We start from the raw sequence: 22,221 nt of genomic DNA, 5'->3' as shown, positions 1-22,221 counted from the left end.
GCAAGGACCCGCTTTTACGGTTTTTATGACAGTAAAAACGGGCGGTTGCGGCCCCAAAACCGCGCCTTGGAACCGCACTTGCCAGAAAGACCGCAAAAGCGGAGTTTTGCGCCCAAAGGGCGGCCAGGCAGTCGCTCGAACAAAAAATCCGGGGGGGAATGAGCGTGACCGATACCTTCGATTTCGTGGTGGTGGGCGGCGGCTCGGGCGGCTGCACGGTGGCGGGACGGCTGTCGGAGGATCCAAACATTTCGGTGGCGGTGCTGGACGCCGGCGGCCGGAACGACAATTGGGTGGTCACGACGCCGTTCGCACTCGTGCTGATGGTCGCCGGCAACGTCAACAACTGGGCCTTCAACACCGTGCCGCAGAAGGGCCTCAACGGCCGCATCGGCTATCAGCCGCGCGGCAAGGGGCTCGGCGGCTCATCGGCGATCAACGCGATGGTCTACATCCGCGGCCACCGCGCCGATTACGATCAATGGGCCTCGCTCGGCAATGCCGGCTGGTCGTTCGCCGACGTGCTGCCCTACTTCAAGCGCGCGGAAAACAACGCCGATTTCGACGGCGAATATCACGGCAAGGGCGGGCCGCTGTCCGTCAACAAGTCGCGCACCGGCAATCCGGTGCAGCAGATCTTCCTGCAGGCCGCGCAGGAAGCGCAGTTTCGCCTGCGCGAGGATTTCAATGCCGACGAGCATGAGGGCCTCGGCATCTATCAATTGACGCAGAAGAACGGCGAGCGCTGCAGCGCCGCGCGCGCCTACATCCACCCGCATATGGGAAACCGCGCCAATCTGCGCGTCGAGACGCATGCTCACGCCACCCGCATCCTGTTCGAAGGCAAGCGCGCGGTCGGCGTCGAATACCGCCAGGGCAAGGAGCTGAAGCAAATCCGCGCCCGGCGCGAGGTGATCGTGTCCTCCGGTGCGTTCCAGACCCCGCAGCTCCTGATGCTCTCGGGTGTCGGCGACAGCGTAGCGCTTGGCAAGCACGGCATCGCCACCGTGCATCATCTGCCCGGCGTCGGACAGAACCTGCAGGATCATCCGGATTTCGTGTTCGGCTACATGTCGGACAATCCCAATTTCAACGGCATTTCGCTTAAAGCGCTGCCGCGGCTGCTCCGGGCCATCCGCCAGTATCGCCGCGAACGCACCGGACCGATGACGTCCAATTTCGCGGAATGCGGCGGCTTCCTGAAAACACGGCCCGACCTCGACATCCCCGATATCCAGCTCCATTTCGGCATGGCGCTGGCGGATGACCACGGCCGCAAGCGCCATCGCGGCACCGGCTTTACCTGCCACGTCTGCCTGCTGCGGCCGAAAAGCCGCGGCGACGTTTCGCTCGGCAGCGCCGATCCGCTGGCCGCGCCCGTGATCGATCCGAACTTTTTCGGCGAGGCGGACGATCTGGAAACCATGGTCGCGGGCTTCAAGACCACGCGGCGACTGATGGAGACGCCGGCACTGCGCGCGTTGCAGAAGAAGGAGATGTTCACGGAAGGCGTCCATACCGATGATGACATCCGCAACCTCCTGCGCGCCCGCGTCGACACCGTCTATCACCCGGTCGGTACCTGCATGATGGGTGTGAACGATCCCCTCGCCGTGGTCGACCCGAAGCTGAAAGTGTACGGCGTCGAAGGATTGCGCGTGGTCGACGCCTCCATCATGCCGACGCTGATCGGCGGCAACACCAACGCACCGACCATCATGATCGGGGAAAAGGCTGCCGACATGATAAGAGCGGAGATGCGGGCACACTGAAGGCGAGCGACGGCGATCGTAGGTGGGCAAAGCGAAGCGTGCCCACCAACCCATCGAATTAATGGATGGATGGTGGGCACGGCGCTGGCGCGCCTTTGCCCACCCTACGTTTCTCGCAACGAGAGAGACGATTTCCGGGATCGTATTATGCGTTATCGGCGGACCTCGTCAGCGGCACGCGACTTGGCTAGAGTGCCTGCATCGGACTACAAGAACATCACGTGACACAACGGGAGAGAAACAGTGGATCTTGGGATCAAAGGCCGCCGCGCCATCGTCTGCGCATCGAGCAAGGGCCTGGGCCGCGCCTGCGCCATGGCGCTGGCTGACGCAGGCGTGCATGTCACGCTGACCGCGCGCGGCGCGGAGGCGCTGAAAAAGACCGCCGATGAAATTCGCAAAGCCAATCCCGGCGTCACCGTCACCGAGATCGCCGGCGATATCACCACGCCGGCCGGGCGCGAGGCCGTGCTGAAGGCCTGTCCCGAACCGGATATCCTGATCAACAATGCCGGCGGTCCGCCGCCCGGCGATTTCCGCAACTGGACCCGCGACGACTGGATCAAGGCGATCGACGCCAACATGCTGACGCCGATCGAACTGATCAAGGCGACGGTGGACGGCATGATGGCGCGGAAATTCGGCCGCATCGTCAACATCACCTCGGCCGCGGTCAAGGCGCCGATCGACATATTGGGCCTCTCCAACGGCGCGCGCGCCGGCCTCACCGGCTTCATCGCCGGCCTTTCGCGCAAGACCGTGATCAACAATGTCACCATCAATGGCCTGTTGCCGGGCCCGTTCGTCACCGATCGCCTGACTGGAACAGCCAAGCCGGAAGCGGAGAAGCGCGGCATCACGGTGGACCAGGTGCTCGCCGAGCGCGCCAAGCTCAATCCGGCTGGCCGCTTTGGCGACCCGGCCGAGTTCGGCTATGCCTGCGCGTTCCTGTGCGGCGACAAGGCCGGATTCATCACCGGCCAGAACATCCTGCTCGACGGCGGCGCCTTCCCGGGCACGCTATGAAGGCAGTCTGGTACGAGCGAACGGGCCCCGCGCCCGAGGTGCTGACCTATGGCGAGATGCCGACGCCGGTGGCCGGGCCGGGCGAAGTCCGGGTGCGGCTGGAGGCGTCCGGCGTCAATCCCGCCGATGTCGGCCGCCGCGGCGGCGGCTACCGGCCGATGGAATATCCGCGCGTCATTCCGAACAGCGACGGTGCTGGAATCATCGACCAGGTCGGCGACGGCGTCACGCGGCTCAAGGCCGGCCAGCGCGTCTGGCTGTTCAACGGCCAGCGCAACGGTCGCGCCTTCGGCACAGCGGCTGAATACATTACGCTCGCCGAACATCTAGTGACGCCGCTGCCGGATAATCTGTCGTTTGCGGAAGGCGCCACCCTCGGCATTCCCGGCATGACCGCGTGGACCTGCCTCTATTGCGATGGCCCGATCGTGGGACAGACGGTACTCGTCACCGGCGGCGCGGGCGCCGTCGGTCACTATGCCGTGCAACTCGCCAAATGGGGCGGCGCCAAGGTGATCGCGACCGTCAGTTCGGCTGTTAAGGCCGAGCAGGCGCGGCTTGCCGGCGCGGACCTCGTTATCAACTACAAAAGCGAGGATGTCGTCGCCAAAGCGATGGCCTTCACCGGGCAGCGCGGCGTCGACCGCGTCGTCGATGTCGATTTCGGCGGCAATATCGATACCACGCTGAAACTGATGGGCATGAATTCGACGATCGCGGTCTACGCCAGCAACGGCAACCGCACGCCCGTCGTGCCGATGCGCGAGTTGATGGAAAAATGCATCGCGCTGCGAGCGCTGGTGCTGTTCGCGCTGCCACAGCCGTTATTGGCGGCGGCGCAGGCGGACATTTCAAAGTGGCTGGCGGCGGGTCCGCGCGTGCACAACGTCGCGGCGCAGTTCGCGCTCTCGGACACTGCGCAGGCGCATCTCGCGGTGGAGAAAGGCGACAAGCTCGGCACCGTGATCGTGGACTGCGCCAAGTAGCTAGAGATAGCTACTGGATCGGCGTGGTCCGTTCCTCCGTCCAGGAGAGGCCGAACTCGCCGAGACCATCGGCGAGAAAATCACCGAGCATCGGCTCGCCCAACAGATAGCGCGCGGTTGGACCACTGCGTCCTTCCGCGGCCTGCTGCCGCAAGTCCTTCCATTCCTCGATGGTTCCGTCGCCGCGGCCGAGCCGCATCAGCGCGACGAGGTCTATCTGCTCATCCTCGCTCAGCGCATCGATGAAGCCGGCGATCTCGCGCGCGACGGGATCGCGCCCGTCGTCCTCGAGCACATCGATCATGTCGTCATCGGTGGCGTTGGATCCGGAGTCCGGATCGGACGCGCTTTCCTTGACGTCGAACTGCCGGGCCTTCTCGATCAGGAAGCCGACTTTCTCAGGCGAAATCATGAGTTCTGGCATCGCATGTTCCTCATACGGGCTATGCGATAACGCCGAACGCCGTCAGATGATCCATTGCACCGGAACATGGAAACCCGCATCCTTGAGCGAATAACAGAGCCGAGAGGAAACGCCGGATGCGCTGGAAGGTGGGCAGGGTCAAGATCACGAGAGCTGTCGAAATGGAGACGGTCGGCAGCACCCGTTTCATCCTTCCGCTCGCGTCCAACGAGGAAATCCAGAAACTGCCCTGGCTCATCCCGCATTTTGCGACCGAGGAAGGGCGGCTGAAAATGTCGATCCACTCATTCCTGGTCGAGACGCCCACGCGCCGGATCATCGTCGACACCGGGCTCGGCAACGACAAGCAGGGCCGCAACGTGCCGACCTGGAACAACCGAACAGATCCGTTCCTTGACAGGCTGACGGCGGCGGGCTTTCCCCCTGATAGCATCGACACCGTACTGTGCACGCACCTGCATGTCGACCATGTCGGCTGGAACACGAAACTTGTCGACGGCAAATGGGTGCCGACCTTCGCCAATGCTCGTTACGTGTTCGGCAAGACCGAATACGAATACTGGCGCGACCACAGCGATGCGCCGGACAGGCTCGCGGTGTTCAGCGATTCCGTGAAGCCGATTGCGGAGGCCGGAAAGGCCGAGTTCGTGGCCAGCGATGCCCAGCTTGCGGACGAAATCACCTTGATCCCAACGCCCGGCCACAGCCCGGGCCATATGAGCATCCATATCAGGTCGGACGGAGAGGAAGCCCTGCTGACGGGAGACGTTGCTCACCATCCCTGCCAGATGGCCCATCTCGACTGGTCGTCGACTGCGGATTCCGATCCCAAGCAGTCCGTGGTAAGTCGCCGCGAGCTGTTCTCGCGCTTTGCCGACACGCCGACGCTGGTGATCGGCGGGCACTTCAGCGCCGGGCACATCAAGCGCGACGGCGATGCGTTCAAGTTTGTGGCGCTGGAGAATCCCTAGGGTGGGCAAAGCCACCGGGTCGCACGAACGCGCGCCCGATGACAGGCTCCGCGTGCCCACCATTCAACATTAAGCCCGGCGACAGATGGTGGGCACGGCGCAAGGGCGCCTTTGCCCACCCTACCCTGCGCTTTCGGCAGTTGAATTTCCGCGCCCGCTGTTCCAAGAAGCTTCTGAAGGGCAAAAACCCCGACAAAACCCAAGAAACCCCGCAGGGAGTGACAAAATGAAGCTTGTTCGTTACGGCGCCAAGGGCGCGGAAAAGCCCGGCCTGATCGATAAATCCGGCCAGTTGCGCGATCTTTCGGCGCAGGTGAAGGACCTCGACGGCGAGGCCTATTCGCCGGCCGGGCTCGCCAAGCTCGCCGCGCTGGACGCCGCCAAACTTCCCGCCGTCGACGGCAAGCAGCGCTTCGGAGCGCCGGTCACCGGCATCTCGAAATTCGTCGCCATCGGCCTGAATTACACCGACCACGCCAAGGAGACAGGATCTCCGATCCCGACCGAGCCGATCTTCTTCATCAAGGCAAACACCTCGCTGTCGGGCCCGAACGACGCCGTCGAAAAGCCGCGCGGCTCCACCAAGCTCGACTGGGAAGTCGAGATCGCCGCCATCATCGGAACCCGCGCCAAGTATGTCTCGGAAGCCGATGCGCTGAACCACGTTGCCGGCTATTGCGTCTGTAACGACGTCTCCGAGCGCAATTTTCAGCAGGAGCGCGGCGGCCAGTGGACCAAGGGCAAATCGCACGACACCTTCGGGCCGGTCGGCCCGTGGTTGGTGACCAAAGACGAAATCCCTGACGTGCAGAAGCTCGGCATGTGGCTCGATGTCAACGGCCAGCGCCGCCAGACCGGCAACACCTCGACCATGATCTTCTCGATGGCGAAGTGCATTTCCTATGTCTCGCAGTTCATGACGCTGTTGCCCGGTGACCTTGTCACCACCGGCACCCCGCCCGGCGTCGGCCTCGGCATGAAGCCGCCGACCTTCCTCAATGTCGGCGACGTCGTTACGCTTGGCATCGACGGCCTCGGCGAGCAGCGCCAGGAAATCATCGCAGCGTGAGGTTCGAGCTGCGGCCGCTTGCGCTGTCGTCATGCCCGGCCTCGTGCCAGGCATCCACGTCTTGACTCGCTTGCCGCGAGAAAGACGTGGATGCCCGGGACAAGCCCGGGCATGACGGAGGAAACATCCAAGGAAACAAGAAAATGAAACTCACCTTCTCCCCCGCCTCGCCGTTCGCCCGAAAAGTCCGCATCGCCGCGATCGAGACCGGCCTGATCGACAAGATCGAATTCACCCCCGCGACCGTCGCGCCGGGTCAGGCCAACGAAGAATATTCGAAGATCACGCCGCTGAAGAAGCTGCCGGTGCTGATCCTCGACAATGGCGACGTCATCCTCGATTCCTATGTCATCGTCGAATACCTCGACGAACTCGCCGGCGGCGGAAAGCTGATCCCCGCCTCCGGCCCCGAGCGATGGAAAGTGAAGAGCGACCATTCGCTGCTGCAGGGCATGCTCGACTCCATGCTGCTGTGCCGCTACGAGGGCATGGTGCGGCCGGAGCCGCTGCGGTGGAAGGCGTGGTCCGACGATCACTGGAACCGCGCCTGGACCGGCATGGCGCGCTTCGAGAACAAGCCCGAGGTGCTGTCGGGCCCGTTCAACATCGCGCAGATCGGCCTTACTTGCGTGCTCGGCTATGCGGATTTCCGCTTTGCCGATTGCGGCTGGCGCAAGGCCTTTCCGAAGCTCGATGCTTTCCATCAGAAGATGATGGAGCGGCCATCGGTGAAGGTCTCGGTGCCGCCGCCGGCGTAACATCTGGAACGGAGATAGCGGCATGCGCGAGGGTGGCAAGCGATTGCGGCGCATCGGTCTTGCCGCCTTCTGCATGCTCGCGGCATCTGCCGCTGACGCGCAATTCTCCACCGGCCAGCGCAACCTCGCCTGCGGCAGCCCGGCCTCCATCGGCGATGGCTGGCCTACCGCGACGCCGGAGCGCATCGGGCTCGATGGTGGCCGCCTGTGCGCATCGCTGCGCGGCTGCAGTTCGCCAACGCCAATGTTCGTGCCCGGGCATAGAACGACGCGCGCTGATCTCCTTCAGAAAAGCAGGGAACAGGCATGAGCCTCAAATTCACGGTCGGCGATCTCACCATCCACCGTATCATCGAACAGGAAACCACCTTCCTGCCGGCACTGGAAATGCTGCCGGGTCTGACGCCGGAGTTGCTGGCGGAGAACCGGGCGTGGATGCAAAAGGCCGGTGCGCTCGACGACCAGGACGTGCTGATCCTGTGTTTCCAGTCCTACGTCGTGAAGACGCCGCACCACACTATCCTGATCGATAGCTGCATCGGCAACGACAAGCCGCGGCCGCAGCGGCCGAAATGGAACATGAAGACCGACGACACCTACGCGCGCGGGTTGGCTGCTGCAGGGATTTCCGTCGGTGACATCGACTATGTCATGTGCACGCATCTGCATGTCGACCATGTCGGCTGGAACACGCGACTCGACAATGGCCGCTGGGTGCCGACTTTTCCGAAGGCGCGCTACGTGTTCGACAAGACCGAGTTCGACTACTGGACCGAGACACACGCGAAAACGCCCGTGCCGGCGTTTGGCGACAGCGTGCTGCCCGTCGTCGAGGCGAAACAGGCCGAGATCGTCCGCAGCGACTACGAGATCGGCGACCACACGCGCATCCTCCCGACGCCGGGCCATACGCCCGGCCATGCCGCCTTCACCTTCGGCCGCGGCAAGGACGACGCCGTGTTCTCCGGCGACCTGATGCATTCCCCGCTGCAAACGCACTATCCGGAATTGTCCGTCAAGTTCGACGTCGATCAGGCGCAGGCGGCAGCCACACGCCGCAGCTTTCTGGAGCGCTATTGCGACACCGATACGCTGTGCTGCACCGCGCATTTCCCCTCCCCTTCGGTCGGAAAGATCCGGCGCAAGGGCAGCGGATTCTCCTGCGAGGCGATATGAGTTCGAACCCATCCAACTTCGAGACGCTGTCGGTCGAGCCGGTCGACGAGCATGTGGCGATCATCAGGCTCAATCGGCCGGACGCGTCCAACGCCCTCAACACCCAGATGGGGCGCGACCTCGTTCGTTATTTCGAGGACACAGCACTCGATCCGAAGAGCCTGCGCTGCATCGTGCTGACCGGCGCCGGCGACAAGGCGTTCTGCGCCGGCGGCGATTTGAAGGAACGGCGCGGCATGACCGACGAGGCATGGACGCGCCAGCACGTCATTTTCGAGCGGATGGTGCGGGCGCTGATCGACTGCCCGGTCCCGGTCATCGGTGCCGTCAACGGCGCGGCCTATGGCGGCGGCTGCGAGATCGCAGGCTGCTGCGATTTTCTCTATGCCGCTGACAGCGCGCGCTTCGCGCTGACCGAAGTGACGCTCGGCATCATGCCGGGCGGCGGCGGCACGCAAACCTTAGCCCGTGCCGTCGGCGAGCGCCGCGCCAAGGAGCTGATTCTGACCGGCAAACCGTTTACCGCCAGCGAAGCCCACGCCTGGGGTCTCGTGAACGAAGTGTTTCCGCTATCCGAACTACTGCCGGCGGCACTGGCGACCGCCTCACGGATCGCCCGCAATGCGCCGATCTCGGTCCGCCAGGCGAAACTCTCGATCCATCGCGGCTTGCAACTGTCGCTGCGGGATGGCCTCGCGCTGGAGATCGAGGCCTATAACCGCATGGTCCCGACCGAGGATCGCCGCGAGGGCGTGCTGGCCTTCAATGAGAAGCGGAAGCCGAACTTCAAGGGTCGGTGAATACGCTCAATCGAACAGGCTCGGCGTGTGGTTCACGGCCGCGCCTTCGATCGCCAGCATCTTCAGTTTCGTCACCACCCCGCCATTGGCGGAGAAGCCGCCGGGCTTGTTGCCCGCCGCCAGCACGCGGTGGCACGGCACCACGATCGGACAGGGGTTGCGGCCCAGCGCCTGGCCGACGTCGCGCGACAACTCGACACCGCCAAGACGCTTGGCGATATCGCCATAGGTCATGGTCTTGCCCGGCGGTATCGTGCGCGCGATGTCATAGACGCCGCGGTTGAATTCGGGAACGCCGTCGAGATCGAGCACGACGTCGGCGAGGTCGTTCGGCTTGCCTTCGAGCAGCTCTTTGATCCCTTCGATCGCGGCCTGCACCTTCGCAGGCGGCTCTGTCTCGACGAGGTCGCCATGGCGCTGCTGCAGGCGGGTTCGGGTCTTCTTCTCGTCGCCCATCGGCAGTTGCACCGAGGTGATGCCGCGCTCGCCCCACACGATGCCGCAGCGGCCGATCGCGGTGTCGAATATCGTAAAATGGTGCCCGGTCATGGCTGGCTCCATATTCTCCTGTTCAATGCCACCCAGCTTCCTCTTGAGCCCAAATCTAGGCTTGGAGATTATTGCTATCCACCCGAATTCCGGGGGAACTTGACGGCATGAACAACTTCCGATGATCTGGGGACGTCGCGACGCCTTTCAATGGCCTTTGGCCTCCCCTCAGCTCACGAGCCCTATGCAAACCATACACGTCAACGGCTATGACATGGCCTATCTCGATGTCGGCCAAAGCGCCGGCAATGGCCCGCCGCTGGTGTGCGTGCATGGCTCGCTGTGTGATTTCCGGATCTGGTCGTCGGTGCTCGGACCGCTGACGCGCAAGCACCGCGTGATCGCGCCTTCGTTGCGGCATTTTTTCCCCGACCATTGGGACGGCGTCGGCGACACCTATTCGATCGCGCAGCATGTCGACGACGTGATCGGCTTCATCGAGAAACTGGATACGAAGCCGGTCGACCTGATGGGCCATTCCCGCGGCGGACACATTTGCTTTCGCGTCGCGCAACGCCGGCCTGACCTGTTGCGCAAGCTGATCCTGGCCGAACCCGGGGGCGAGCTCGACACCACGCTCGATCCCGCCTACAAACCCGGCCCCTCACCGCTGGCCGGCAGGATTGCGGCTTCCGCTGAGGTGATCGCCAAAGGTGACATCGACGGCGGCCTGCAAATCTTCATGGATGCGCTGGAAGGCCCCGGCGCCTGGAGGCGCCTGCCAGCAACGCCGAAACAACTACTGCGCGACAACGCCACCACGCTGATCGGCCAGATGCGCGACGAGCGGCCTCCGTTCTCCAAGGCGGATGCGGAGGCCATCAAGACGCCGACATTGTTTATCGGCGGCGCCAATACCAAGGGCACGCTGCCGAAGGTGCTGAATGCGCTGGCCACCAACGTGAAGGGTGCGCGTACCGAGATGATCCCGGGCACCACGCATCCGATGTTCGAGCAGGCGCCGCAGAAATATTGCGAGATCGTTTTGACATATCTCGCGGAGGATTGATCGCCATGCAGACCTTGAGCGTCAACGGCTATGACATCGCCTATCTCGATGTTGGCAGAGGTTCCGACAACAGCCCGCCACTGGTTCTCGTGCATGGCACACTCGGCGACTTCCGCACCTGGAACGCCGTGCTCGGGCCTTTGTCGAGGAAACACCGCGTGATTTCGCTCAGCCTGCGCCGCTTTTTTCCGGAGCATTGGGACGGCATCGGTAACGACTATCTGATGGCGCAGCACACAGCCGACGTGATCGGCTTCATCGAAAAGCTGAATGTGGGGCCGGTCGATCTGATGGGACATTCCCGCGGTGGCCATATTGGATTCCGCGTGGCGCAGGCGCGGCCGGACCTGTTGCGCAAGGCCATTCTCGCCGAACCGGGCGGCGATCTCGAACCTGCGCTGCAGCCAACCACCCCGCCTCCGGGCCCCGTGCCGCTGGGTCCGCGCGTTCCGGTCGCGGCCGAGATGGTGCGAAACGGCGACATCGACGGCGCGCTCGCGCTCTTCGTCGACGGGATCGATGGCGAAGGCGCGTGGGCGCGGTGGCCTGCGGCGCCGCGGCAGCAATTGCGCGACAATATCTATACGCTGCTTGGTCAGGTCAGCGAAAACCGCAAACCGTTTCTGAAGAGCGAAGCCAACTCGATCGAGACACCGACGCTGTTGATCGGCGGCGGCGACACCAAGGGCGGGTTGGCGGTAAACTGGCGCGTGCTGGCCGAGCATATTCCGGGTGCCAAGACGGCGATCATCCCGGGCACGCGCCACTGGATGTTCGAACAGGCGCCGCAGGAATTCTGCGACGTGGTGCTGGAGTTTCTGAAGGCCTGAACGCGCCGCGCGCGTTACTTCTGATCCAGCCGCCACGCGCCATCCCAATCGGCGGCCGGCGGATTAGCCTGAAAGTTCTCGACACGTTGGGCCATCGCGTTAGACGGTTCGTCGCCGGGAACGGCCTCGAGCGCCGCCTGGAAGGCCCGGCGCGCATCATCCCAGCGGCGCGCCCGATAGGCAGCGAGGCCCTCGGCGTACCGCGCCAGCAGTTCAAGTTGCTTCTCGGTCAACTCGCCCGCGCGCCCGATGATCTCAAACACCGCCTCGGGACGGGTCTGGCCCGCAACCACCAGCCGGTCGATCTCGCGGGCTTCGACCGCATCGCCGGCCGCGATGATCGCAGGTTCTGACGCCAGCGAATGGCTGCCGTAGATCTTGTTGGCGTTCTCCAGGCGTGACGCCAGATTCACCGCATCACCCATCACCGTGTAGCTCATCATGAATTCCGAGCCGATGCTGCCGACCAGCACCTCGCCGGTCGCGATGCCGATGCGCACTTCGCAGTCGCTCGGCACGGTGCGAACGCCGAGCAGCTCGGGCAGTTCGGTGCGCAGCGCCTTGCCGCGGTCCGCCATCTCGACGGCGGCAAGGCATGCCAGCCGCGCCTGTTCGCTATGCTCGGTAAATGGAGGCCCCCAATAGGCCATGATGGCGTCGCCGATATATTTGTCGATGATGCCGCGATGGCTGCGGATCGGTCCCGACATCGTCGAGAGATAGTGGTTCATCACCTTGACGAGGCCCTGCGGCGTCATGCCTTCGCTGAGGCTGGTAAAGCCCTTCATGTCGCAGAACAGCACCGTCATCACCCGCCGCTCGCCGCTGCTGGCAGCCAGCGATTGCGGGTCGATCAGGCCTTCCACGACGCGCGGGTCGACGTAGCGGCCGAACGTCTCGCGCAGGCGTTCCTTGTGGCGCAATTGCTCGACCATGTTGTTGAACGCCGTCGTGAGCTGGCCGATCTCGTCGCGCGTGGTGACGTCGATCGACCCGTCGAGCCGGCCGGCCTCCACCGCACGGGTACCTTCCAGCAAACGCCGGACTGGTCCGGTAATGCCGGTGCTGATGAAAAGTGAAAACATCAGTCCGAGGATGCCCGCAAGCAAGGTCAGGACAACGGAGATCACAATCGCAGTCTTCTGGTCGCGCATCGTCATCACGGCATCGCTGCGGACCTGCGCAAGCATGTCCGTGCGGATATCTTCGATCCTTTGGTTGAGTTCGTCGCGCAGCGTGTCGGTCAGGCTGGCCCTGGCCTCCACGAAATTCCCGGCATCGAGCAAGGACAACAGCCGCTTGTATTCCTCACCGAGATAGCGACGGAGATCGATGGTCACGCGCTCGATTCGATCGTCGATCCGGCCGAGCCGGGCGTTGTCAGATTCGGTGGAGACATCGTCCATGATCGCGTTGATCAGGGCGCGCGCCGCTTGCGCCTCCTGTTCGATTTCCTGTCCCTTCGCTTCATAGACTTTTCGCTGATCTGCAGAGAACGCCATGTCGGGCGGCGACTGCATCCTGCCGATCACGATCCGGCGCAGCGCCAGCGCCTGCTCCAGCGAACGGATATTCATCCGCGCCAGATGCCCATACGCTTCGACATATTTGCCGCTGAACTCGTCGAGCTGATGGGCAATCTTGCGTGTCATCACCGTCGACAGCGCCGATGTGATCGCCATCAGGAAGATCAACCCTATGGCGATGCCAAGGATTCGCTTTCGGATGGTCGGCCGTAGCATCGATTTTTGGTCTAGAAGGACGGTCATGATCGGGAAACGGGATGAAGCAACAAAAGCGAAAGCCCGGCCGATCCGGCCGGGCTTGTTGTTTAGCGCGCGCCGGGAAAATAAGCACGGTCCCGAGCGTCAAGACTGACCGGAATTTTGTCGCGGCTACCCCTTCCAGACGCCTGCCGGCTGACGCACCGCGATATTGAGCCTGTTCCAGACATTGATATTGGCGATCGCCAGAATCAGCGCCGCGAGCTCCGCCTCGTCGAAATGCTTGTCGGCCTCGCTCCAGACCTCATCCGGTACCGGATCGGACCGATCGCTGAGCCGGGTCAGCGCTTCCGTCAAGGCCAACGCTGCGCGCTCGCCTTCCGTGAAGTAGGGCGTATCGCGCCAGGCGGCCACCGCAAACAGGCGCTCATCGGTCTCACCGGCCCGCTTGGCGATCTTGGGGTGCATGTCGACACAGGCGCTGCATCCGTTGATCTGGCTCGCGCGCAGATGCACCAGCTCGAGCAGCTTTTCCGGCAGGCTGTTCTTGGTCAATTCACCCAGCGCCTGCAGCGCCTTCATGGCATCGGGGACGACCATGACCGGGTGATTCATGCGTGCGTGCATCATTTCTACTCTCCACGAGTTGTTCTGTTCTGACGCCGCCGCGCCGATTTGCTGTCACATCGGCGGGGTTTCGTTCGTCATAGCCAAGACGGAACGCGATATGGGAATGTGACCGATGGACGAGAAAAAGTTTCTGGCTGAGCAATTCGAGGCCAATCGCGCCCGCCTGCGGGCGGTGGCCTACCGCATGCTGGGCTCGACCAGCGAGGTCGACGACGCCGTGCAGGAGACCTGGCTGCGGCTCAGCCGTTCCGATGCACATGCGGTCGAAAACCTTGGTGGCTGGCTGACCACCGTCGTCGCCCGCATCTGCCTCGACATGCTGCGGACACGCAAATCGCGGCGCGAGGAGCCGATGGGACCGCATGTGCCGGAACCTGCCGTGGACGATGCGCATGGGCGCGATGCGGAAATGGCCGATTCCGTCGGCGCAGCGCTTCTGGTGGTGCTGGAAACCCTCGCGCCGGCCGAGCGGCTGGCCTTCGTGCTGCACGACATGTTTGCCGTGCCGTTCGAGGAGATCGCCCCGATCGTCGGCCGCACGCCCACTGCGGCAAGGCAACTGGCCAGCCGCGCCCGCCGGCGGGTGCAGGGCTCGCCGCCGCCGGACACCGATTTCGACCGGCAGAAAAGCATCGTCGACGCCTTCCTCAAGGCCTCCCGCGAGGGCGACTTCGAAGGGCTGCTCGCGGTGCTGGATCCTGACGTGGTGTTTCGCGCCGATGCTGCCGCCCAACGGCTCGGCTCGCTCGGCGAAATCCGCGGCGCCACGGCCGTGGCCGAAACCTTCAAGGGACGCGCGCAGGCAGCCAAACCGGCGCTGGTCGACGGTACGCTGGCGGTCGCCGTCAACATCGGCGGGCAGCTGCGTATCGTGCTGCACCTTACCCTGAGCGGGGAGCGGATATCTGCGTTGGAAGCGGTGGCGGACGCCGAACGGCTCAGTTCGTTCGACGTGACCATGCTGCCGTAAGCGGGATCATCTCCTCACCGCCGAGAACACGATGGCCTGGATGGACATCCGGCCGGGATTATCGCCGAATTCGCGGCGAAATTCCCGCGTCAGCGCGTCGACGATGCGTGCCGGATCGACGCCGCCACGCGCCTGGATCTGATCGATCAGCGGGTTACCATGGATCGCCGCGCGCGCGAAATTCGCGACGTCAGGCAGCTCTCTTTCCTGCCTGATCACAGCAATGCCGATGTCACCGAAGCCTGCTGTTATCAGCAACTCCTTGATGGGATCGATCTGGTGGCAGGAGAACGGCACATTGTAAAACTGCGGCGGATCGGTCGGGAAGAAACGCGCTGCCACCTCGTGCGCGATGCGGCCAAACGAATTGTAGCGATGGGAATCCCAGACGCTGAACAGATAGCGGCCACCCCGAGCGAGAACACGATAGGCCTCGGCAAAGGATTTGGCTTTGTCCGGAAAGAACATCAGGCCGAACTGACAGACGATAGCGTCGAAGCTCTGATCGGCAAAGGGAAGCGCGGTTGCATCGGCAGGCTGGAAGCCGACCTGCTCGCCCGGCCCAAACTTTGCCTGTGCAATATCGAGCATCGGCGGATTGAGATCGGTCGCCGTCAACTGCGCGCCGTCAGGCAATGCGTCACGCAGATTCCGGGTCACGATGCCCGTGCCGGCGGCGGTTTCGAGCACTCGCGCCGGACCGCTGGCGGCGGCGCGTTTCGCGATATCAGCGGCATACTCGGTGAAGATGATCGGGCCGAGGCCTTGATCGTAATATTGCGGGATATTGCCAATGAAGCCGGCCGAGTCGTTGCCCATTGCAAACCTCCGATCGCCCCCGGCGGGAAGCATAACCCCAGACAGCCGCCCCGACAGCCCGACTCGCCACCTTGACGGGGCCACCCTTTGCCGTTAGCCTTGAATTCGGAATTCCGTATTCCAAAAGGACGGCCGGCATGATCCCCCTGGATCCGCTCCCCAACCTGATCGACCAGGTCTATGCCCGGATCCTCGAGGCAATCACCGACCGTTCGCTGCCGCCGGGGCATCGCATCCGGCAGAACGAGCTTGCGGAAAAGCTCGGCGTATCGCGCCAGCCGGTGTCCCACGCGTTGCATTTGCTGCACCGGCAGGGGCTCGTCGCCGAAAGCGGCCGCCGCGGCTTTGAAGTCACCCGGCTCGACCCGGAGCGCATCCGCCAGCTCTACGAAGTGCGCGGCGCCATCGACGCGCTGGCAGCACGGCTGGCCGCCGCGCAAACCAAGATCGACGCTACGGGTCGCGCGCAGCTTGAAGCCGCGCTGCAGGCAGGGCGGACCATCGATAAAAACACGCCGCTGGCGCGGCTGATCGCACTCGACGTCGATTTTCACGGCGCGATCTATCGCCTCGCGGGCAATCCCGCGATCGAGGAAATGATCGCGCCGCAATGGCCGCATATGCGCCGCTCGATGGCGACCGTGCTGGCCGAGCTCGATTACCGCGAAAGCGCCTGGACGGAGCACGAGGCGATTGCAGCGCAGATTTTCGCTGGCAATGCAAAGGCCGCGGAAGCCGCGGCGCTGGCGCATGCGCAGACGGCCGGACGAATGACCGAGGAGAGACTGAGAGCGACGGACGACAAGGCGGCATAACCGCCGACAATTAAAACCACAGGAGAGAACGCCATGAAACTGACTCAGCAGCAGATCGAATTCTTCAACCGCGAAGGCTGGCTGTTCCTGCCCGAACTGTTCAGCCAGGAAGAAGTGGACTATCTCGCCCGTGAGGCCGTCAGCATCTACGACGCCAACCGCCCCGAGGTGTGGCGCGAGAAGAGCGGCGCGCCGCGCACCGCCTTTGCCGCGCATCTCTATAACGAAGCGTTCGGCGCGCTCGGCGCGCATCCGCGCATGATCGAGCCGATCGAGCAGCTCTTCGGCGAAAAGCTCTACATGCACCAGTTCAAGATCAACGCCAAAGCCGCCTTCACGGGCGACGTCTGGCAATGGCACCAGGATTACGGCACCTGGAAACGCGATGACGGCATGCCCGAACCCCGCGCGATGAACATCGCGATCTTCCTCGACGAGGTGATGCCGATCAACGGACCCCTGATGCTGGTGCCGAAGAGCCAGCACGCCGGCGACCTCAAGGCCTCGCACGACCTGGAAACGACGTCCTATCCGCTGTGGACGCTGGATGAGGAGACGGTCACGCGGCTGGTGAAGGAAGGCGGCATCGTCGCACCCACCGGCAAGGCCGGCGGCATGCTGATGTTCCACGGCAACCTGGTGCACGGATCAAGCGGCAACATCACGCCCTACCCGCGCAAGATCGTCTATTTGACGCTGAACGCGGTTTCGAACTACATCCGCACGCCGACGCGGCCGGAATATATCGCGCACCGCGATTTCACGCCGATCCAGCCGGTGGAGGATGACGCGCTGCTGCGTTTGGCGCGTGCCCATCGCCAGGCGGCGGAGTAACATACTCTCGTGCCCCGGCTCTGCGGAGCAGCGTTGCCGGACGACGCTACGCATCGCTTAGGCTGCACCGCGTCCGGGACACGCCTTACTCCGATCGGATATTCCTCATGAACCTTCATCGCCTCCTCAACGCCCGCCTTGCGGCCGGCAAGCCGGTTCGCGTCGCGCTGATCGGCGCCGGAAAATTCGGCTCGATGTTCCTGTCGCAAGTGCCGCACACGCCGGGACTCGAAGTGTCCGTCATTGTCGACCTCGATCGCGATCGCGCCCGCGAAGCGTGCCGCACCGTCGGCTGGGATGCAGAGCGGATCGCGCGAACCGCCTTCACTGATGATGGCGCGCGCGCGATTGCCGGCGGCGCGATGGATGTCGTTGTCGAAGCCACCGGCAATCCCGCCGTCGGCATCAGGCACGCCCGCGCGGCGATTGCGGCGGGCAAGCATGTCGTCATGGTCAATGTCGAGGCCGATGTGCTGGCCGGCCCGCTATTGGCCGAGGAAGCACGCAAGGCCGGCGTGGTCTATTCGCTGGCCTATGGCGACCAGCCGGCGCTGACCGCCGAGATGGTGGACTGGGCGCGCGCGACAGGTTTTCGCGTCGTGGCCGCCGGCAAGGGCACCAAATATCTGCCCGCCTATCACGACGTGACGCCGGATGGCGTCTGGGGCCATTACGGACTTACGGCCGGCGAAGCGCAATCGGCCGGCATGAACCCGCAGATGTTCAACTCGTTTCTGGACGGCACCAAGTCCGCGATCGAGATGGCGGCGATCGCGAACGCTTGCGGGCTCGACGTGCCGTCGGACGGGTTGCTGTTTCCGCCCTGCGGCGTCGACGATCTGCCGCATGTGATGCGGCCCCGTGAGGCGGGCGGTGTGCTGGAGAAGGCCGGCCTCGCAGAGGTCGTGTCGTCGCTCGAACGCGATGGCCGTCCTGTTTTCCGCGACCTGCGCTGGGGCGTCTATGTCGTGCTGGAAGCGCCGAACGACTACGCCGCCGACTGCTTCAAGCAATATGGGCTGAAGACCGACGCCTCAGGCCGATATGCGGCGATGTACAAGCCGTATCATCTGATCGGGCTCGAGCTGAACATTTCCATCCTGTCGGCTGCGCTGCGCAACGAGCCGACCGGGCAGCCGCATGATTTTCGTGGCGACGTTGCCGCGGTGGCCAAGCGCGATCTGCGCGCCGGCGAAATGCTCGATGGCGAAGGCGGCTACACGGTGTGGGGCAAACTGATGCCGGCAGCGAAGAGCCTCTCAGCCGGCGCGCTCCCGATCGGACTTGCCCATCGCGTCAAGCTGAAGAGCGACGTCGCCCATGGCGCTGTTGTGCGCTGGAGCGATGTCGAGGTCGACGAAAACAACGACACCATCAAGACGCGCCGGGCGATGGAAGCGGCATTCTCGTCGCCCCGGTAGCAGGAAGGCTAAGGCAGCAGGCGGCTCGCCCGCGCATGGGTGAGCCATTTGCGGAACATTGCCTCGGTATCCATCATCTCGGTGAAACCGGCCTGGTTGATCTTCACGGTCGAGACGATCGACGGCGGCCCTGCCTGCGTCTGGCCATGACGCATGCTGTAATCGGCATATTGGAACGAGAGCCCGACGAATTCTTCGAGCCCGGGTGAAACCAGATTGTGCCTGCGGCGCAGCTCATCCCACGGGGCAATCCATTTCGGATATTCCTGCGCCAGCGACAGCGGCTCCGGCTTGCCGCACTCCATACCAAGCGCTTCGGCAATCGAAGGCCAGACGTTCTCCCAGGTAAAGACGTCGCCATTGGTGACGTTGAACGCTTCGTTGCGCGCGGCCGCGGCCTCGCCGGACCACGCGATGGCACGCGCCAGCAGATCGACGTCGACCGCCTGTGACACCCGCGCTGCGCCACCGGGATAGTCGAGAGGGCGCCCCTGCTCGCGCAGCATCGCCGCGTACACGCCAAGCGGAGGTATCAGATCCATGGCACCGCCCATCGCTTCACCGACGATCAGGACCGGGCGAAGGATGCTCCAGTGCCACGCCTTGCCTTCCTGCAGTTCGCGCAGAAAATTCTCCTGCGCCCAGTAGAAGTTCGGCTGCTCGTACATTTCCGAGCGGCCTTCGCGGGCCGGCACCGTGAGCGGACGGACGTGGACGCCATACGCTTTCGTGCCCTGCAGCAGCGCCACATGGTGGAGCTGCTGCGCCACCGGCTCAAGCGCCGCCATCAGATTACGCAACATCAGATCGTTGGTGCGGATCTGGTTTGGATCGCGCCAGCCATCGATCAGATTCGGCGCTTCATAGAGCGCTGCGTAGACGAGATGGGTTGCACCCTGCAACGCCATAGCCGTCTGCGTGCATTGCGCCGGATCGGTCAGGTCGACCTGAACATGGCGGGCGCCGTAGAGATCGCGCCGCTTGCGGCGCGATAGTGCTACAACGTCGCAGCCGCCGGATCGGCCGAAGTGCCGCAATGCGGCATTTCCCACCAACCCTGTCGCACCCGCCACCACCACTTTCTTGTCGGCCATTGGCGAACTCCAGCGAGGGCATTGCAGCTTTCACTAGCAGACGGCAGCAAGCCACGTCAGGGACGATCTTAGCCTTTCGTCGTGCAAGGCTGCTCAACGCTTAGTATTCGGGCATCTCTTCGCAACTGCGGCGGAGCCAGAACCCTTGATTATCGATCACCAATTCGTCATCCTGCCCGCAGGTCCATAAAGCCGGGAAAATTGATTGCATCACCAAGAGCCTAGGTTTCAGGGCCCACATCCTTAAACAACAGTCCAGCACCGGCCATCGGTAATCAGAGAAGACGGCATGAGACCGTCGTCCCTTGGTCGGGTATCGGCAAAAAGCAGAGGGGAAGCAAAAATGAAACGTCGTGATTTCTTGAAAGTGGGCGGCGTCGGTCTCGCCGCGAGCGCGGTTGCAGCACCTGCGATTGCGCAATCGAACCCGGAGATAAAGTGGCGATACACCGCGAGCTGGCCGAAGGCGCTCGATACGCTGTATGGCGGCTGCGAATTTTTCGCCAAGCGCGTCGCCGAAATCACTGACAACAAATTCCAGATTCAACCATTCGCAGCCGGTGAAATCGTGCCCGGCCTGCAGGTGCTCGACGCCGTTTCGAACGGCACCGTCGAGATGGGCAACACCGCGCTCTATTACTACTGGGGCAAGAACCCGGCCTTCACCTTCGGCACGTCGCTGCCGTTCGGTCTCAACACACGCGCGCATATTTCCTGGCTGCGTTTCGGCGGCGGCATGGACATGCTCAACGACCTGCTGAAGGAATATAACTGCGTCGGCGTGCCGACCGGCTCTACCGGCGCCCAGATGGGCGGCTGGTTCCGGAAAGAGATCAAGTCGATGGATGATTTCAGAGGCCTGAAATTCCGCGTCGGCGGGTTCGCGGGCACCATCATCGCCAAGGTCGGCGGCGTGCCGCAGCAGATCGCGGGCGGCGACATCTATCCGGCGCTGGAAAAAGGCACCATCGACGCGGCCGAGTGGGTCGGTCCCTACGATGACGAGAAGCTCGGCTTCGTAAAGGTCGCGAAGTACTACTACTATCCGGGTTGGTGGGAAGGCACCGGCCAGGGGCACAACATCGTGAACCTCGAGAAGTTCAACGCCCTGCCGAAGCATTACCAGGCCGCGATCGAGACCGCTTCCTACGATACGTTCACCTGGGTCACCGGCAAATACGACTACGTCAATCCGCCGGCGCTGAAGCGGCTGCTGGCGGGGGGCGCGATCCTGCGGCCGTTCCCGCAGGAAGTGCTCGAGGCCTGCTACAAGGCCGCCAATGAAATCTATGCGGATCTGTCCAAGACCAATCCTCACTTCAACAAGATGTACACCAGCCTGGCGGCGTTCCGGAACGAGTCCACGGCGTGGATGCAGGTGGCTGAATTGAGCTACGACAGCTTCATGATGCGGATGCGCACCCGCACCTGAGGCGTACGATCACTGACAAACACGATCGCTGACAAAAAAAGAAGCCCCGGAGATTTCTCCGGGGCTTCTTCGTTGAACGGCTGGCTCTCTATTTCTGACGCATTTTCTTCACGCGAACCGGTGTCCACCCTCGGATCACGTCCGAGGGCATGCTTCGCTTGAAAACGCTTCGGGCTATTCCTCGCCCTCGCCGAGCGCCTCGGCGAGCTTGTCGTAGTACTTCGCCACGATATCGATGTTGCCCTTGTTCTCGATCGCCGGCGGCGGCGACTTCAGCGCCTCGTTGAGATCGGCGAGCGCTTCCTTCTTGTCCTTGGCCGGCATCTTCTTGTCAGCCTGGACCAAGGCGATCTGCGCCTTGAGGACAGCCTCGGCGCCGACAAACTTCTTCGTCGCGGGATCGAAGCCGCCTAGCACCAGGCTGATGTTGTCGACCACGGTGTTATATTCATCGTAGCTGGCAAAACCGTTCTTCTTGGCGACCGCGTCGAGCTGGGCGTCGATCTTCGGGTCCGGCTTGGCGTCGTCCGGAATTTTGTCGGTGATCGCGTCGACATCCTTTTGCGCCGCAAGCACACCCTCGATCTGCTTCTCGGTCAGCGCGATCTGCTTGATGGCAGGGACTTCGGCAGCCGGCGGCGGGGCGGCCTGAGCCGGCGCGGATTGCTTCGGCGGCGCCTGCTTGGCCTGCGCCAGCACCTCGTCGCTGGAAATGGCCGACAACGCGAACGCGAGACATGCAGCACTCAAAGCGCAGGCGGCGGGGCGAAAGATCTCACGCATAGAAGGCTCCTTGGAGGTAAGGCAGGGCGGGTTTCTCGGGCAAAAGGGGTATGGGAACCCGACTGAATGGCTCGTGAACTTTTGCCGAAAGCTGATGCCGAATCATGGCCGAATGATCACAACCCATTCAGAGTTTGGTGATCGCTCGTCGCGTCAGTCGTTCGGACACCTTGAGGTCGGAGTTAGCGGGCCTCGCGGTTCACCGACTGGCGCCAAAATGCGAAATCTGTGAGGGTTGCGCGTCGCCAACATGAATCAATCGGCCCGGAGCAATGTTTCGTTTCAAGTGCACATGCTGCAATGAGTGGCACGAGGGCATGCCGACCTTT

24 protein-coding genes (1 of these 24 only partly in view) are annotated in these 22,221 nt (G+C 63.3%); 17 read left to right on the top strand and 7 right to left on the bottom strand.

Annotated elements, in window-relative coordinates; all coding sequences use genetic code 11:
• Positions 1–164: 164 nt before the first annotated feature.
• From IVB22_RS10715 to IVB22_RS10705, 3 genes are all read left to right on the top strand, one after another.
• Positions 165–1,772 carry a GMC family oxidoreductase gene (locus IVB22_RS10715; RefSeq protein ID WP_247517292.1) on the top strand — a complete coding sequence of 536 codons (1,608 nt, stop codon included), beginning with the start codon at positions 165–167 and terminating at the stop codon, positions 1,770–1,772.
• Positions 1,773–2,015: 243 nt separating this feature from the next.
• On the top strand, positions 2,016–2,798 hold the full coding sequence (locus IVB22_RS10710; RefSeq protein ID WP_247517291.1) for an SDR family oxidoreductase: 783 nt from the start codon (positions 2,016–2,018) through the stop codon (positions 2,796–2,798).
• Entirely contained in the window at positions 2,795–3,784 is a 990-nt protein-coding gene (locus tag IVB22_RS10705; RefSeq protein ID WP_247517290.1) for an NADPH:quinone reductase, read from the top strand. Before IVB22_RS10710 ends, IVB22_RS10705 begins: the two co-directional genes overlap by 4 nt.
• A gap of 10 nt (positions 3,785–3,794) precedes the next feature.
• Here the strand turns inward: IVB22_RS10705 and IVB22_RS10700 are convergent, their stop codons facing one another.
• The gene (locus IVB22_RS10700) at positions 3,795–4,208 is read right to left on the bottom strand and encodes a DUF3775 domain-containing protein (RefSeq protein ID WP_247517289.1); all 414 of its coding nucleotides are present in this window, start codon (positions 4,206–4,208) and stop codon (positions 3,795–3,797) included.
• 116 nt (positions 4,209–4,324) lie between these two features.
• Here IVB22_RS10700 and IVB22_RS10695 point away from each other — a divergent pair, with 116 nt between their 5' ends.
• The 6 genes from IVB22_RS10695 (at position 4,325) to IVB22_RS10670 (ending at position 8,982) form a co-directional block, all read left to right on the top strand.
• Entirely contained in the window at positions 4,325–5,179 is an 855-nt protein-coding gene (locus tag IVB22_RS10695; RefSeq protein WP_247517288.1) for an MBL fold metallo-hydrolase, read from the top strand.
• Positions 5,180–5,405: 226 nt separating this feature from the next.
• Positions 5,406–6,248 (top strand): fumarylacetoacetate hydrolase family protein, encoded by an 843-nt coding sequence (locus IVB22_RS10690; RefSeq protein ID WP_247517287.1) that lies wholly within the window; start codon positions 5,406–5,408, stop codon positions 6,246–6,248.
• Positions 6,249–6,391: 143 nt separating this feature from the next.
• Positions 6,392–7,006 (top strand): glutathione S-transferase family protein, encoded by a 615-nt coding sequence (locus IVB22_RS10685; RefSeq protein ID WP_247517286.1) that lies wholly within the window; start codon positions 6,392–6,394, stop codon positions 7,004–7,006.
• Positions 7,007–7,028: 22 nt separating this feature from the next.
• Positions 7,029–7,316, top strand: coding sequence for a hypothetical protein (locus tag IVB22_RS10680; RefSeq protein ID WP_247517285.1), 288 nt, complete (start codon positions 7,029–7,031; stop codon positions 7,314–7,316).
• A complete protein-coding gene (locus IVB22_RS10675) occupies positions 7,313–8,182 on the top strand; it encodes an MBL fold metallo-hydrolase (RefSeq protein ID WP_247517284.1) in 870 nt (289 codons plus the stop codon). Before IVB22_RS10680 ends, IVB22_RS10675 begins: the two co-directional genes overlap by 4 nt.
• On the top strand, positions 8,179–8,982 hold the full coding sequence (locus IVB22_RS10670) for an enoyl-CoA hydratase/isomerase family protein (RefSeq protein ID WP_247517283.1): 804 nt from the start codon (positions 8,179–8,181) through the stop codon (positions 8,980–8,982). Before IVB22_RS10675 ends, IVB22_RS10670 begins: the two co-directional genes overlap by 4 nt.
• A gap of 6 nt (positions 8,983–8,988) precedes the next feature.
• Here the strand turns inward: IVB22_RS10670 and IVB22_RS10665 are convergent, their stop codons facing one another.
• Positions 8,989–9,531, bottom strand: a complete 543-nt coding sequence (locus IVB22_RS10665) for a methylated-DNA--[protein]-cysteine S-methyltransferase (protein WP_247517282.1) — start codon at positions 9,529–9,531, stop codon at positions 8,989–8,991.
• Between the two features lie 184 nt (positions 9,532–9,715).
• Here IVB22_RS10665 and IVB22_RS10660 point away from each other — a divergent pair, with 184 nt between their 5' ends.
• The gene (locus tag IVB22_RS10660) at positions 9,716–10,540 is read left to right on the top strand and encodes an alpha/beta fold hydrolase (protein WP_247517281.1); all 825 of its coding nucleotides are present in this window, start codon (positions 9,716–9,718) and stop codon (positions 10,538–10,540) included.
• A gap of 5 nt (positions 10,541–10,545) precedes the next feature.
• Positions 10,546–11,370 (top strand): alpha/beta fold hydrolase, encoded by an 825-nt coding sequence (locus IVB22_RS10655; protein ID WP_247517280.1) that lies wholly within the window; start codon positions 10,546–10,548, stop codon positions 11,368–11,370.
• A gap of 14 nt (positions 11,371–11,384) precedes the next feature.
• Here IVB22_RS10655 and IVB22_RS10650 read toward each other — a convergent pair whose 3' ends face one another.
• Complete coding sequence (locus tag IVB22_RS10650) at positions 11,385–13,112, bottom strand: adenylate/guanylate cyclase domain-containing protein (RefSeq protein ID WP_247517279.1); 1,728 nt, start codon at positions 13,110–13,112, stop codon at positions 11,385–11,387.
• Positions 13,113–13,265: 153 nt separating this feature from the next.
• The gene (locus IVB22_RS10645) at positions 13,266–13,721 is read right to left on the bottom strand and encodes a carboxymuconolactone decarboxylase family protein (protein ID WP_247517854.1); all 456 of its coding nucleotides are present in this window, start codon (positions 13,719–13,721) and stop codon (positions 13,266–13,268) included.
• A 115-nt stretch (positions 13,722–13,836) separates the two neighbouring features.
• Between IVB22_RS10645 and IVB22_RS10640 the strand changes: the two genes are divergently transcribed.
• Entirely contained in the window at positions 13,837–14,694 is an 858-nt protein-coding gene (locus tag IVB22_RS10640; protein ID WP_247517278.1) for a sigma-70 family RNA polymerase sigma factor, read from the top strand.
• A gap of 6 nt (positions 14,695–14,700) precedes the next feature.
• On the opposite strand, the gene IVB22_RS10635 is transcribed toward IVB22_RS10640, so the two are convergent.
• Positions 14,701–15,513 (bottom strand): class I SAM-dependent methyltransferase, encoded by an 813-nt coding sequence (locus IVB22_RS10635; protein ID WP_247517277.1) that lies wholly within the window; start codon positions 15,511–15,513, stop codon positions 14,701–14,703.
• A gap of 137 nt (positions 15,514–15,650) precedes the next feature.
• Here IVB22_RS10635 and IVB22_RS10630 point away from each other — a divergent pair, with 137 nt between their 5' ends.
• The 3 genes from IVB22_RS10630 to IVB22_RS10620 all read left to right on the top strand — a co-directional run bounded on the left by IVB22_RS10630 (position 15,651) and on the right by IVB22_RS10620 (position 18,583).
• Positions 15,651–16,328 carry a GntR family transcriptional regulator gene (locus IVB22_RS10630; RefSeq protein WP_247517276.1) on the top strand — a complete coding sequence of 226 codons (678 nt, stop codon included), beginning with the start codon at positions 15,651–15,653 and terminating at the stop codon, positions 16,326–16,328.
• 33 nt (positions 16,329–16,361) lie between these two features.
• The gene (locus IVB22_RS10625; RefSeq protein ID WP_247517275.1) at positions 16,362–17,162 is read left to right on the top strand and encodes a phytanoyl-CoA dioxygenase family protein; all 801 of its coding nucleotides are present in this window, start codon (positions 16,362–16,364) and stop codon (positions 17,160–17,162) included.
• Between the two features lie 107 nt (positions 17,163–17,269).
• A complete protein-coding gene (locus IVB22_RS10620; RefSeq protein WP_247517274.1) occupies positions 17,270–18,583 on the top strand; it encodes an NAD(P)H-dependent oxidoreductase in 1,314 nt (437 codons plus the stop codon).
• 8 nt (positions 18,584–18,591) lie between these two features.
• Here IVB22_RS10620 and IVB22_RS10615 read toward each other — a convergent pair whose 3' ends face one another.
• Complete coding sequence (locus tag IVB22_RS10615; protein ID WP_247517273.1) at positions 18,592–19,677, bottom strand: SDR family oxidoreductase; 1,086 nt, start codon at positions 19,675–19,677, stop codon at positions 18,592–18,594.
• 343 nt (positions 19,678–20,020) lie between these two features.
• Between IVB22_RS10615 and IVB22_RS10610 the strand changes: the two genes are divergently transcribed.
• The gene (locus tag IVB22_RS10610) at positions 20,021–21,109 is read left to right on the top strand and encodes a TRAP transporter substrate-binding protein (RefSeq protein WP_247517272.1); all 1,089 of its coding nucleotides are present in this window, start codon (positions 20,021–20,023) and stop codon (positions 21,107–21,109) included.
• Positions 21,110–21,283: 174 nt separating this feature from the next.
• Here the strand turns inward: IVB22_RS10610 and IVB22_RS10605 are convergent, their stop codons facing one another.
• Positions 21,284–21,892, bottom strand: coding sequence for a hypothetical protein (locus IVB22_RS10605; protein ID WP_247517271.1), 609 nt, complete (start codon positions 21,890–21,892; stop codon positions 21,284–21,286).
• Positions 21,893–22,164: 272 nt separating this feature from the next.
• Here IVB22_RS10605 and IVB22_RS10600 point away from each other — a divergent pair, with 272 nt between their 5' ends.
• On the top strand, positions 22,165–22,221 hold the start of the coding sequence (locus IVB22_RS10600; RefSeq protein WP_256467397.1) for a DUF2199 domain-containing protein. 447 nt of this gene lie beyond the right edge of the window; the window shows 57 of its 504 coding nt (coding positions 1–57); the start codon lies at positions 22,165–22,167; its stop codon lies off the right edge, out of view.

Origin of the sequence: Bradyrhizobium sp. 190, from assembly GCF_023073415.1 — a bacterium.
In the GTDB taxonomy this organism is placed as follows: Bacteria; Pseudomonadota; Alphaproteobacteria; order Rhizobiales; family Xanthobacteraceae; genus Bradyrhizobium.
This window is presented reverse-complemented; position numbering and strand designations above follow the sequence as displayed.